Annotated in this window: 12 protein-coding genes; 10 read left to right on the forward strand and 2 right to left on the reverse strand. The window is 29.1% G+C overall.

The genetic code is table 11. The features are described 5' to 3' along the window. Window positions 1–3: 3 nt before the first annotated feature. A complete protein-coding gene (locus KZH69_RS09835; protein ID WP_219317269.1) occupies window positions 4–765 on the reverse strand; it encodes a Kdo domain containing protein in 762 nt (253 codons plus the stop codon). A gap of 84 nt (window positions 766–849) precedes the next feature. On the opposite strand from KZH69_RS09835, the gene KZH69_RS09840 reads away from it, so the two are divergent. Genes KZH69_RS09840 through KZH69_RS09850 form a run of 3 tightly spaced genes read left to right on the forward strand, consistent with a single transcriptional unit; the run spans window position 850 to window position 4,608 of the window. Further along, window positions 850–1,644, forward strand: a complete 795-nt coding sequence (locus tag KZH69_RS09840; protein WP_219317270.1) for a glycosyltransferase family 2 protein — start codon at window positions 850–852, stop codon at window positions 1,642–1,644. Between the two features lies 1 nt (window position 1,645). Continuing rightward, complete coding sequence (locus KZH69_RS09845; protein WP_219317271.1) at window positions 1,646–2,569, forward strand: glycosyltransferase family 2 protein; 924 nt, start codon at window positions 1,646–1,648, stop codon at window positions 2,567–2,569. Next, window positions 2,569–4,608 carry a glycosyltransferase gene (locus tag KZH69_RS09850; RefSeq protein ID WP_219317272.1) on the forward strand — a complete coding sequence of 680 codons (2,040 nt, stop codon included), beginning with the start codon at window positions 2,569–2,571 and terminating at the stop codon, window positions 4,606–4,608. The genes KZH69_RS09845 and KZH69_RS09850 overlap by 1 nt, the downstream gene beginning before the upstream one ends. A gap of 11 nt (window positions 4,609–4,619) precedes the next feature. On the opposite strand, the gene KZH69_RS09855 is transcribed toward KZH69_RS09850, so the two are convergent. Further along, window positions 4,620–5,756 carry a glycosyltransferase gene (locus KZH69_RS09855; RefSeq protein ID WP_219317273.1) on the reverse strand — a complete coding sequence of 379 codons (1,137 nt, stop codon included), beginning with the start codon at window positions 5,754–5,756 and terminating at the stop codon, window positions 4,620–4,622. Between the two features lie 375 nt (window positions 5,757–6,131). Between KZH69_RS09855 and KZH69_RS09860 the strand changes: the two genes are divergently transcribed. The 7 genes from KZH69_RS09860 (at window position 6,132) to KZH69_RS09890 (ending at window position 13,680) form a co-directional block, all read left to right on the forward strand. Continuing rightward, entirely contained in the window at window positions 6,132–7,148 is a 1,017-nt protein-coding gene (locus KZH69_RS09860; RefSeq protein WP_219317274.1) for a WaaS/CpsH family glycosyltransferase, read from the forward strand. Window positions 7,149–7,211: 63 nt separating this feature from the next. Continuing rightward, window positions 7,212–8,192, forward strand: a complete 981-nt coding sequence (locus KZH69_RS09865) for a glycosyltransferase family 2 protein (RefSeq protein WP_219317275.1) — start codon at window positions 7,212–7,214, stop codon at window positions 8,190–8,192. Between the two features lie 86 nt (window positions 8,193–8,278). Next, window positions 8,279–9,364 (forward strand): glycosyltransferase WbsX family protein, encoded by a 1,086-nt coding sequence (locus tag KZH69_RS09870; protein WP_219317276.1) that lies wholly within the window; start codon window positions 8,279–8,281, stop codon window positions 9,362–9,364. Window positions 9,365–9,457: 93 nt separating this feature from the next. Continuing rightward, window positions 9,458–10,402, forward strand: a complete 945-nt coding sequence (locus KZH69_RS09875) for a WaaS/CpsH family glycosyltransferase (protein ID WP_219317277.1) — start codon at window positions 9,458–9,460, stop codon at window positions 10,400–10,402. 116 nt (window positions 10,403–10,518) lie between these two features. Further along, window positions 10,519–12,117 carry a capsule assembly Wzi family protein gene (locus KZH69_RS09880; protein ID WP_219317278.1) on the forward strand — a complete coding sequence of 533 codons (1,599 nt, stop codon included), beginning with the start codon at window positions 10,519–10,521 and terminating at the stop codon, window positions 12,115–12,117. 12 nt (window positions 12,118–12,129) lie between these two features. Next, window positions 12,130–13,107 (forward strand): glycosyltransferase family 2 protein, encoded by a 978-nt coding sequence (locus tag KZH69_RS09885; protein ID WP_219317279.1) that lies wholly within the window; start codon window positions 12,130–12,132, stop codon window positions 13,105–13,107. A 6-nt stretch (window positions 13,108–13,113) separates the two neighbouring features. Then, window positions 13,114–13,680 carry an L-threonylcarbamoyladenylate synthase gene (locus tag KZH69_RS09890; RefSeq protein WP_219317280.1) on the forward strand — a complete coding sequence of 189 codons (567 nt, stop codon included), beginning with the start codon at window positions 13,114–13,116 and terminating at the stop codon, window positions 13,678–13,680. The last annotated feature ends 69 nt before the right edge of the window (window positions 13,681–13,749 follow it).

A 13,749-nucleotide genomic window follows, 5' to 3' on the forward strand; every position in this document is an offset into this window, starting at 1 on the left:
TTCTCACTTCCAAAATTTAATTTTTGCCTTTATTCTTTTTTTTCTATAATATTTTTCTTGAAAATCATACGTGTATTTCCAGAGTGTTTCAAAAATTACATTCTCTGGTTTACCAGACAATTTTGAATATTCATTACTCATCACGGCTACCATTTCCTTGAGAGGTGTCAATCGACAAAGGTTTCTCATTCGCAATTCAAAAGACATCGATTTATGAAATTCCATTCTATTCAAATCGACTAAAAAAAACTCATATTTATCTTCAGAAACTTTCTTAATCAAAGTATTCCCGGGAGAATGATCCTTAAACTCAATACCTTTTTGATGCAAGTTATATGAAAACCTAGTAAATTGACGTAAGATGTTTTCATGATCAGGATAATTTGGAATTTCCACCAGCTCCCTATACGTCAAATCACATTGAAGATGTTCGCTTGCATAATAACTATCTTTTAAACCTATCCAATTGTAATTTTCAAGATATGCCATAGGCTCTGGTGTACCAATTCCTTTTTTCAATAAAAGAGTCGCATATTCAAAAGAACGTCTTGCCTTAGATTTTCTAAAATAAGCATAGGCAATTTTATTAATCAAATTGGGTACTTTGAATGACTTGATATTGATTGTTCTTCCGTCAATTTCAAATAACTTAATAGTATTTCTTTTTCCATCGCCAAATAGTTGCCCTCTGTATTTGAATTCAGATATAAAAATTAAGATTTGATTTTCTATGGATTTAACAGATGGAGACAATATATATTTCATGAAAATAAATAGTTAGGTAGACAAAAGTAGGTATTGCTTTCTAGACTTCAAATATTTTATGTAATTTTGCTCAAATTTCAACCTATGATTTACCCGAGTTGTACTTTAGTCACTCCTACCTATAATTGGCCCGAAGCTTTAAACTTATTACTTCTTAGCATATTAGAACAAACTGTTTTGCCAAACGAAGTAATTATAGCTGATGACGGTTCCACTGAAGATACAAAAAAAATAATATCCGAATTTCAAAAAACATTTCCTGTACCGTTACTTCATATTTGGCACGAAGATATCAGAAACAGAAAGCCAGCAATAATGAATAAAGCCATTGCTGCTGCAAAATGTGATTATATTATTGAAATCGATGGAGACATTATAATGAACAAATTTTTCATAGAAGATCATTTAACTTTTGCAAAAAAAGGTCATTATCTATTTGGTTCTCGTGTTAATATAAAAAAAAGCTTTTTAACTGAATTATTTTCAAAAAAAACGATTCAATTCAACTTACTTTCTAAAGGAATTAAAAAAAGAGGAAGAACTATCAGAATACCATTTTTAATGCGTTTTTCTAAAAGTGTTACTAAGCGTTCCTCTAAATTAAGAGGATGTAATATGTCTTTTTGGAAAAACGATTTTATAAAAATCAATGGGTTTAATGAAAACTTAGTTGGATGGGGAATTGACGATTCAGAAATGATACAACGCATGCATAATGTTGGAATACTAGGAAAAAGATTAAAACATTGCGGAATTGCCTATCATATCTATCACAAAGAACAATCAAGGAGCCAACTTGACATTAATGATGAAATTTTAAAACAAACAACCGAAAAAAAATTAACTTTCATCGAAAAAGGAATCAACCAATATTTATAACATGTTTGACATAGCCATAATTCTAATTAATTATAATTCTAGTGAACATACTATAAATTGTATTCAATCCATTATAAACAAGACTTCCCAGGAAATAAACTATCAAATTATCATAACCGATAATTGCTCAAAAAAGGAAGATTATTTAGCCCTTAAAGCCTTTTGTGATAGTATATCTATTTCTAATCTTGAACTCCACCGAAGCAACATAAATACAGGTTTTGGCGGAGGAAATATGTTTGCACTCCGCTATACAAATGCAAAATATTATGCCTTTATTAATAACGACACTCTATTCTTAAATGATTGCTTATTAATTCTTAAAACCGCCTTAGACAATAATCCAAGTATTGGAATTGCTGGCGCTCAAGCATATAAAGAGAATAGAGATTTTATGATTTCGCTAGATCATTTTGCTTCACCATCAAGGGAAATTCTTGGTAGAAATTTCCTTGAATTCATCAATCCTAAAAAACATCCTAAAAGAAAAAAAAGATATTCTGCTCCAATACAAGTTAACTTTATACCTGGTAGTTTTATGTTCTTAAGAGCTACTGATTTTAATGAAATTGGTGGCTTTGACACCACAATCTTTCTTTACTATGAGGAAACCGATTTATGTTTAAGATTAGCCAAAAAAACTAAATATGCCTATTTAATTCCAGAAGCTGAATTTATTCATTTACATGGTGCCAGCACAGAAAAATCGATTGCGATAAAAAAAGAATTAAAAATTTCATTACTCTATATATTAAGAAAACACTATGGTTACTTAGGATATAAAATCGTTTTAATTTACCTGATATTAAAGTACTTTATCAGTAGTGTTTTTAAACTAAAAAACCGTTCTCTTTTCCTTTTATTATTAAGCGGAGCTCCCATAAGTAAATCATTAAAAACAGAACAAAAAATAATAACAGTATAATGAAAATCACCAAAAAAATAAAACATTATTTAACAAGAATTCGACGCGTTAGTCAGCTTGAAAAAGAGAATTCTAAAATAGTGGTTAAACCTTTGGATGAATTAAACCGAGTACCTTTGTTCTTTGATTCATCTAACAGACCTAAAGTCTCTATCATAATCCCATTTTATAATGAAGAGATTTACACTTGGAATTGCCTCCTTTTTTTAAACAAATATTTGACAAATGAAATCCCTTTTGAGATTTTGTTATTTGATGACAATAGTACTGAAAAAAATGACTTTTCTTTAATAAAAGGCATTTCAATTCATAGAAACAATGAGAATTTAGGCTTTTTAAAAAATATTAATAAAGGGATTCAATTAGCCAAAGGAGAGTACATCTATATCCTAAACAATGACACTGAAGTACAGGAGAATTTTTTAAAAGAATTATTTTATGTATTCGAGAATTTTAAAAATGTTGGTGCTGTTGGATCAAAATTAATCAATCCAAACTGGAGTCTTCAAGAAGCGGGCTCAGTTTTCATGAAGGACTTTAATATTAGGCAAATTGTTACGAATAAGAAAACGTTCTATCCTGAGGTAAACTATATTGTAAAAGTAGATTATTGTTCCGGTTGCAGTCTGCTATTTAAGAAATTGGACGACAATGGGAATCTTAATTTATTTGACGAACAATTTGCTCCAGCATATTTTGAAGAGACTGACTTTTGTTTCAATTTGAAATATATACAAAAAAAAGAAATATACTACACTCCATTTTCAGAAGTAGTACATTACAACGGAACAACTTACAATTCTCTTAAAAATAAAGTCTTAGGCCAAAACGAAAAAAAAGATGCTCTTTTTAAAACCAATTCAGAAAAATTCAAAACGAAATGGAGCAAACAGCTTCAAGAAATAAAAGAGACTACCATAGAAGGTAGAATCCAAGAAATATACGAAAATAAATCGATAGTCTTTTTTAATGGAATAATTCCTGAATATGATAAAGATTCTGGTTCCAACAGACTGAAAGAAATAATAACCAGCTATATAGAACTCGATTATCACGTAACATTAATATGCAAATTTGTTTACAAAGACAATAATTACATTTCTGCTTATGAAAAATTGGGCGTTAATGTATTTTATGAGCACAAAAAATTTACGGGTTTCGAAAAATATCTACTCGATCAAAAAATAAAAGCATCTATTGCCTGGTTTCACAGTCCAATGGAATTCATTGATTTTTATAAAGTAGCTAAAAAAATATTTCCAATGGCTAAATTCGTTTATGACATGGTAGATATTCATCATTTAAGATACAAAAGAGCTATTGAGCTGGAGCCTACTAAAATATCGTTCAGAAAAAAATACATTCGCTACAAAAACCTAGAATATAAATCCTCAAAATTAGCCGATTATGTTATCACTATTTCAAAATTTGAAGAGGACTATATGAAATCTGTCTGTGATGAAAATAAAATAATAACGATTTCAAATATTCATTATCCAAAAATAAATAGTGATAAAACTTTGCCATTTGAGGAAAGAAAAGATGTCTTATTTATAGGTTCTGCACACACACCAAACGTAGATGCTCTTTATTATTTATATAACGAAATAATGCCTTTGGTTTGGAATAAAATCCCTGACTTAAATGTAAATATTATTGGGTCAGTAGATAATGAAATAAAGGATATTGATCACCCAAATTTTATCTTTTGGGGATATGTTGAAAATATTGACAATTTTTTTATTTCGAATAAATTTATGATTGCGCCACTAAGATATGGAGCCGGTGTCAAAGGAAAAATTGGGCAAGCTTTTGAATATTACCTACCTGTTGTCACCTCATCAATAGGTGCTGAAGGAATGCATCTAACAAACAATGAAAATGCTTTGATTGAAGATAGCAAAGAGGGGTTTGCAAATGCCATAATTAACTTATATGACAATAAAGAATTATGGAAAAAACTACAAGATAACTCTGAAAAAAGTTTATTGCCTTTTTCAAGAAAAATATTAAAAGACACTCTTTTAACAATAAAATAAACTTTTTCTATTTAATTAAAAATAGCATCAATTTTTTTATAACAAGTTTCTTTATCATTATTAATAATGAAATACTCTCTTCCAAAATTAGATATTTCAAAATAATATTTTTTATCACTAAGCAATAATTCTATACTTCTTGCAAATTCTTGAGGATTATCTGTTACCAGACATCCATTATTAAACTTACTGCTCATGCCATCCACTCCTCGTGTATTACACACAATTGGCAAACCGAAAGATAAAGCTTCAATTACCTTAATTTTTAAGCCTGTTCCAGAAAGCATTGGACAAATAGCCACTTTGGATTGTAAATAATAGTCATTCAGATTCTCTGCAAAACGTATCTTGACAATATTCTCATCATCTTGAATATAATCACAAACCTTGCCAATTACAACAATATTGATTTCTTTACTCAATAATGGAAATACCTCTTTAAAAAACCAATTTGCCGCTGACACATTATGAGAGTTACTACTAGCTACATAAATCAAATCGTATTTTTTTTCAACTCCCTTTTCGGTCAAATTATTCTCAATTATATGCGAGAGCGTAATAACTTCCTTCCGCATGAATTGAGAAAACAAATAATTTTCCTCAACTGAAATAACAAATATTTTATCAAATTTTCTTAGTAATTCAATTTCTTTTTGAAAGTATTTTCCAAGGCTGAAACTTCGCAAATATTGAAATTGGGATGTCAAAAAATCGTGTGTATCAATACAAAGTTTTGCTTCTTTTATATATGGATTATCAATCACTAATTCAGCCCAGTAGGCATACGAAATTATAATATAGTCGTATTCATTAGACTTCAAAATAGAGTTAAAATAAGATTGGTGATAGATTCTTATCCTATTAAAATGCTTGATTCTTCCGAAAATTAAATTTGGAAGCGAATAACAAAAAAAATAAATGATTTTGTTACTCTTTCTTTTAAATTCTTTTAATAAATAGCCTTTATTAATTAAGCCATTTGAAGTCAATTCGTTAATTGAATCAAGAGAAAAATCCTTGGACTCAACTCCCACAAGATCCACTTCAATAGAACGACTCTTGAAATAATGCAAAAGAGCATTAGCTCTTGAATTATTTCCTTGATTCAATAATAGAGGATTTTCAGGATAGAAATAAAGTATTCGCATTAAAAAAATATTTAAGTAAAAGTAAATTTATTAATTGATAAAACATCAAAAAAAAGTGACAAAATAAACTTTTACTATTCTACAACAAGTAAAAAAAAACAAACACATTGGGCTACAAATAATTAAACCCGATAATTTGATTTATTGTTTTATTAAATTAAAAACTTAAAAAAATTAACAGCAAAAAAGTTATTTTTGCAGTACTGTAAAGATAAAACCATATATTTAATTCACTACAAAAACTGGTAAAAATAAATAAGCTTATTTAAGCTAAACAACTTACTTCAAATCATAAGAGTTTACCATAAATTGAATTTGAAATGTTTCTTAAAAAACAAAGTTAAAGATAGCTGAAATTTAAATTTGATGATTTTCATGAAAATAGTAAAAAATAAAAAAATAATTTTAGCAATCACTGATGATTTTAAAATTAAATCCTGCATAGAAGACAACTTAAAACAAATTGGATTTGATGTTATTACAATCACTCCAATAACAAATGAAAAATTTAAATATAAAAATCTTAAAGAGCGATTTGTAAATTTTATCAAAAAAAATATTTACAATGACCTAGATTATAAAAAAACATTACGCCAAAACTTTAACAAAGAAGCACTTTTAAAAAAACTAAATACAGTCGATTATACTCTTACAATTCGTGCCGATTTATTTGAAAATGATTTTATTGACAAACTAATTAAATGTTCTACTAAAAATTATGCTTATCAATGGGATGGATTATCAAGATATGAAAGAATAATGATGTTGATTCCCCTTTTTACGAAGTTTTATATTTTTGATAAAAACGATTTATCACAAAAAAACATAACTTATCCCACTACAAATTTTTATTTTGATTGCTACGAACACTTGCTTAAAAAAGAACCTAAATACGATCTGTATTTTTTAGGTTCTTACGACAGTAGAATAAAAAAATTAATCCCAATCTGTGAGTTATTACATAATAAAGGGTATAAATTAAATATTGTTTTAATTTGCCATTCAAAAGAAGAACTTAATAAATATCCTTTCATAAAATACTATAGTACACCTTTCAGTTATTATGAAAACTTACAAATGGCAGCAGACTCAAAATGCATTATAGATCTACATCATGATTCGTTGCACACAGGATTGTCTTTCAGAACATTTGAAGCTCTTGGTTTTAACAAAAAATTAATCACCACAAACCAAATAATTAAGGATTATGATTTTTATAATTCTCAAAATATTTTTCACATTGACGAGAATGCTGATTTTAGTGGAATTGATGATTTTATAAAATCAGATTATAAAGAAATCGACTCAATTATTAAAAATAAATACAGTTTCACCAATTGGATTAAATACATTTTAGAAATTGATCAAAATACCCCTATAAAAATTCCTTGAAGCAAAAGTCCTTTAGTTTAAAGTGACTTTATGTAACTTTGACATCAATATTTAATAGACAAAATGAAAATATCAGTTGCCCTCTGTACCTTTAATGGTGAAAAATTTCTTCGCAAACAACTTGATTCTATACTAGATCAAACGTTGAAAGTTGATGAAATAGTAGTTTGTGATGACTGCTCTTCTGACAGCACTTTGACCATATTAGAAGATTATAAAAAAAACAATCCAGATGTATTTCAAATCTATCAAAATGAAATTAATCTAAAAAGTAATAAAAATTTTGAAAAGGCAATTGCTCTTTGTAGTGGTGATTATATTTTTTTATCCGATCAGGATGACATCTGGAAAAATGACAAAGTTGAAAAAACACTAGCTGTTTTTAATCAAAATCCAAAAGCTGAAGGCGTTTTTTCAAACGCAGTATTGATAAATGAAGAAGGAAACCTTATTTATGAAGACATCTCATTATGGGATTCTTTTTCCTTTTATGAATCTAAAATGAACAAACCAATAGATCTATTTGATTTCCTTATTTCAAATGGTAATTTTTTGACTGGTGCCACATTGTGTATCAAAAAAGAAGTGAAAGGTTTTTGTTTTCCATTCCAAACTTCTAAAAGCTTCTTACATGACGAATGGCTTGCCTCAATTTTATCAAAAAACAAGACATTACATTATACTACAGAAAAATTACATTTTTACCGTTTACATGATGCTCAACAATTAGGGATTGGAGATATAAAAAACTTATCCGATGGTAACATAAAGCTTATAAGGGAACAAGAACTTGTACTTAAAATAAAAAAACCAAAATCATTTAAGGATTATAAATTTTTGACAAATCGATATTTCTCAAGATATGAAAGATATAAAAGTTTAAACGATCAAAACACAGACACCCCTATCATTCTCGAATTAATGAATAGGGTTATTGAATACTATACCAAATTCGACCTTGAAATGAAAAAGAAACATCCTATTCGCTATTTTTTTAGAAGAAGAAAAGATAAAAAGAAAGGAAAAAGACAAATTGACATCTAATTTTTATTACCAAAAGAAATTTAATTTTCAAACATCTATTAAACCAAGAACCCAATTCATTAAATTCCAATCAACAATTCACAATAATGAACACAAAAGCTCGAATCATAGCATTTTACTTACCTCAATACCACCCAATTCCTGAAAACGATACTTGGTGGGGTAAGGGCTTTACAGAGTGGACAAATGTAGGCAAAGCAAAAGCTTTATTTAAAAAACATTATCAACCCCGAGTTCCAGCAGATTTAGGTTATTATGATTTACGCATACCCGAAACTCGCAAAGCACAAGCAGATATGGCCCGTGAATATGGTATTGAAGGATTTTGCTATTGGCATTACTGGTTTGGTAATGGAAAAAGATTAATAGAAAGACCATTTAACGAAGTTGTTGGTTCAGGTGAACCCGATTTTCCTTTTTGTTTGGCTTGGGCAAATGAAACATGGAAAGGTTTTAATCATGGACTTCAGAACAGAAATGTTTTAATTGAACAATTATATCCAGGTATAGAAGATTATACGGCCCATTTTTATGAAGTATTACCTGCTTTTAAAGACAAAAGATATATTACAATTGAAAACAAGCCAGTTTTCATGATATACAAACCATTAGCAAATGCTGAAATTCTAATATTCATAGAGACTTGGCGCAAACTAGCAATAGAAAACGGATTAGAAGGGATTTATTTTATAGGTCATAATATGGATTTTACGATTAGTGATCATGTACTGCAAAAAACGGGAATAGACGCAATAAATACAGTACGATTGAATGATTTTTTATCAGAAAAAAAATCTTTTTCCAGAAAGTTTTATAAAAGATATAATAAATTTTTTAGAAATAATGTTAAAGCATACCCCTATGCGACTGCTTCAAAAAAATTTATTTGTCCTCTGATAGATAAAAAAGAAAATATTTACCCAAGTATTATTCCAGGTTGGGATCATAGTCCTCGCAGTGGACAAGAAGGTCTAATCTTGACGGACTCTAATCCTGAATTATTTGAAAAGCATGTTAAAGAGGCAGTAGAAATTGTTAAAAACAAAAGTGACGAACATAAAATTATTTTTATTAAATCTTGGAATGAATGGGCTGAAGGTAATTATATGGAACCTGACTTACGATGGGGAACAAAATTTCTAGAAGCCCTTAAAAGACAAATACAAAAGTAAAAAGCAAATCTATTAGATTTAAAAAAATTAAAAAAATATTAAATTACAATCTACATTAATTTGTATATTTTGTGCTAAATTAATTTATTTTATATGAAAATAACAATAATAAGCTATGATAATTGGGGTTTTAACGACCACATAACAGCAATTTTAGCACAAAAGGGCCATGCTGTAAATCACATCAATTTTCATACTTTCAAATACAACTATCCCAATATCCAAACGAAACTTTTTAATTTCATTTTAAAAACGGTTTTCAATACTAACATTAAAAATACCTATTACGGCAAAGAAATACTTAAAAAATTGGCAGAGAAAAATGAAGTTCAAGACATAATATTGACTATAAAAGGAGATTTCATTGATCCAAAAAGCATTTCAGAATTTAAAAAATATACAAAAAAATCGATAGCCTATTTTAATGACAGTACCACTCGATGCCCCAAAATAAAACGGGTTATCCCTTCTTTTGATGAAGTATATTCTTTTGAAAAAGAAGATTGTAAAAAATATAAATTAAACTTCATCACCAATTGGATTTACACATCAGAAACAGATCATAAAAAAACTGAAGAATATCAAGTTTTTAACATTAGTTCCAAGGATAAACGATCTGCGTTTTTATCAAAAATAGCTGCTATTTTAAAAGAAAATAAAATTAATTATAAAATTATCATTTTTGATAAAAAAAGCAAAAACCAAGATCCTAATCTTGAATACATAACTGAACAAATTCCATTAGTAGAAGTCAATAATAATCTAAATAAGGCACAAGTTTTATTGGACATTAATAGAACCGGACAAAAAGGACTTACCTTTAGAGTACTGGAAAGTATTGGTTTAGAAAAAAAATTAATCACTACAAATTATGATATTAAAAATTATGACTTCTATAACCCTAATAACATCTTGATTATAGATGAGAAAAAAACAGAAATTCCATTAGCTTTTTTTAATAATGAATACAAAAAAGTTCCAGAAGAAATATTAAAAAAATATACTTTAGAAGGCTGGATCAACAACGTTTTGAATTAAATCAATTAATTAGTTCAAAATACTTTAAATAAAACCTCACTTTAATGAAGTATATTTGCCTTTTTTATAATTAATAACATTTAATTGTAATACCATTTCAGCAAAAAATCAAATTCATGAAAGTACGTTTCTTATTAGCAATTACTGTATTAGTGGGTCTATCATCAAAAGCACAAAACATCCCAATAGGGTCTATAGATTTGATAGAACAAAGAGGTAGAAATGAACAACTTCTTGGGAATGGGAACCCACAAATTTCATATACTTTAAGACCTTTAGCATTAGATTTAATTGACTCTACACAGACAGAATCTAATACAATTAATTCTGAAAAAGTAAACATAAAAGCGCTTCCAATTACATTAACCCAACAATACAATACTTTTGGACCATATGGTTGGAATGATGGTGCCATGATTCCCGCCAAAGGCTACCAAACCCTTTTAAGTGCTGGTTTTTTTGCAAAGTATGGGATTTTAAGTGTGCAATTAAAACCCGAATATGTATTTGCTACCAATCCTGATTTTGAAATTTTCCCTTTAACAGAAAGCAATGGAACTAGAAAAGTCAATGTTTTCTATTTAAACCATACCGATTTACCGGCACCATTTGGAAATAAATCCTATAGTAAATTATACTGGGGTCAAAGTAATATCAGTGTTGCCATCAATAAATTTTCCATTGGCTTATCTACCGAAAACATGTGGTGGGGACCTGGAACCAGAAATTCACTCCTCATGAGTAATACAGCTCCAGGATTCTTGCACTTTACATTTAATACTAGACAGCCAATAGAAACTTTCATAGGTAGTTTTGAAGGGCAAATCATATGCGGTAAATTAGAAGGATCCGGCTTAAGCAGTCCAAAATCACAATTCATAATTAACGGCATCGATTATGAATTGCCTAAATCTCAAGATTGGCGCTATATCAACGGACTTTCCATAAACTACCACCCTAAATGGGTTCCTGGCTTATTTTTAGGCTTAAATCGTACTATACAAGTTTATCGTGAGGAGATGGGTAGTAGTTTTTCAGACTATATGCCAATATTTGATCCTTTTCAGAAAAAAAACCTAAATAGTGAAGATTCAAAAAACAGAGATCAATTGGCTTCGCTCTTTTTTAGATGGGTTATGAAAGAATCAAAATTTGAATTTTATGGTGAAAGCGGTTGGAATGATCATTCCTCTACCATTTGGCAATTATTCGATTCACCTGAACATTCCAGAGCTTATCTTTTTGGCTTCAACAAAATTTTTATGCTCAACAAAAATAAAAACAAATATTTAAAAGTAAATTTTGAAACTACCCATTTAGAGCAAAGCGCCGACCGTATTGTAAGACCCGCTGGCGCATGGTATCTTCATGGAACTATACAACATGGTTATACCAATCAAGGAGAAGTTATTGGAGCAGGAATAGGGCCTGGAAGTAATTTACAAACTTTAGATTTTAGTGTATGGGAAAAAGATAAAGTATGGGGAATACAAGTAGAAAGATATGCTCATAACATGGATTTTTACTACGATGCCATTCCTGAGTATGATAGAAAATGGGTAGATTTAGCTATTAACACATATGCTTATAAAAAATACGGAAATTTAGGTATTCAAGCAAAACTCAACATGGCTCAAATGAGAAATTTTCAATATCAGTTTGAAATTAATAAATTTAACCTGCAGTTTCAACTTTCTTTGCAATATCAATTGTAAAAAAAACATATTATGAAAATTTCTGTTGCCATGTGTACTTATAATGGCGAAAAATACATCAAAGAACAACTAGAAAGTATTTTAAAACAAACTATAGCTATTGATGAAATAGTTATTTGTGATGATGGATCTAAGGACAAAACTATTGAAATTATAACTCAAATTCAATTAGAGAACCCAAATAAAATAATAGTATATAAAAACCAAATAAATATAGGAAGTACCAAAAATTTCGAAAAAGCTATAACTATATGTTCTGGGGATTATATTTTTTTAAGTGATCAGGATGATATTTGGAAAACAAATAAAGCGGAGAAAGTCATTCAACATTTTTTCAAACATCCATCTACAGAAGCTGTTTTTACTAATGGAGACTTAATTAATGACAAAAGTGAAAATTTTACTAAAAATAGTCTGTGGGACTCCACTTTTTTCGCAGAAGGACAGCTATCCAAGCCAATTAACCTATATGATCACATCTTATTTAAATCAAATATGGTAACTGGTGCAACACTTTGTATCAAAAAGGAAATAAAAGATCTAATTTTGCCAATTCCAAATATTAAAAAATTTTATCATGATGAATGGATTGCTATTCTGATAGCTGCAAGAGGCAATTTAGAATATTTAACCGACAGATTGATTTACTACAGAATTCATAATAGCCAACAAAGTGGCATTAATAGTAATCTTAGCGTGGGTAAATCAAAGAAGTATCAATTAAAAAACAATCACATATTAGGCCATGACACGCCAAAATCATTTCAAGAATACAATCAATTAGCCAAAGTCTATTATCGCAATTATATAAAGTTTCAAATAGCCTCGAAAGAAGTCATCGATGGATTTCCTATAAATTTTAATGAAATTGCAGAAACCTATTTAGACTTATTCAAAAAATGCAATAATTCATTAAAAAAAGTCAATCCTATTTTCTATTTTTTTAGAAATTTAACCGACAAAATAAGAGGAAAAAGACAATTAAATTAAAATAAAATGGACATTAATCAAGAAGTACTCAAAGCATTCGAAGTCATAAAAGAAGGTGGAATCATACTCTACCCTACTGATACCGTTTGGGGAATAGGCTGTGATGCGACCAATCCGGAAGCGGTGGCCAAAATATACAAACTCAAACAAAGAGCCGAAACACAAAGCATGATTTGCCTGATGAATGGTGAGAAAATGATCTACAATGTGTTCAAAGAAATTCCAGAAGTGGCATGGCAAATCATGGATTTTTCCGAAAATCCAACTACATTAGTTTTAGACAAACCTAGAAATGTGGCTCCTAATTTAATCGCACCTGATAACACCATGGGTATTCGACTAGTCAAAGAGCCTTTTTGTTTTAAATTGATGGAACGCATGAAAAAACCATTGGTCTCTACTTCGGCAAATATCTCCGGGCAACCTACCCCAAAAAGTTTTAAAGAAATTAGTCCTGAAATTATAAAAGGCGTAGACTATGTTGTAAATTTGCAGCACGATAAAATCGCTGGAAAACCATCAACAATCATTAAATTGACTAATGATTCTCAGGTGAAAGTGATTCGTAAATAGTTTGCAATTCCCGATAGCTATCGGGGCAGTTTTCAGTTTTCAGTTTAGCTACTTTAAACTACAAACTTT

The sequence above is a fragment of the Flavobacterium taihuense genome (assembly GCF_019351435.1).
Taxonomy (GTDB): domain Bacteria; phylum Bacteroidota; class Bacteroidia; order Flavobacteriales; family Flavobacteriaceae; genus Flavobacterium; species Flavobacterium taihuense.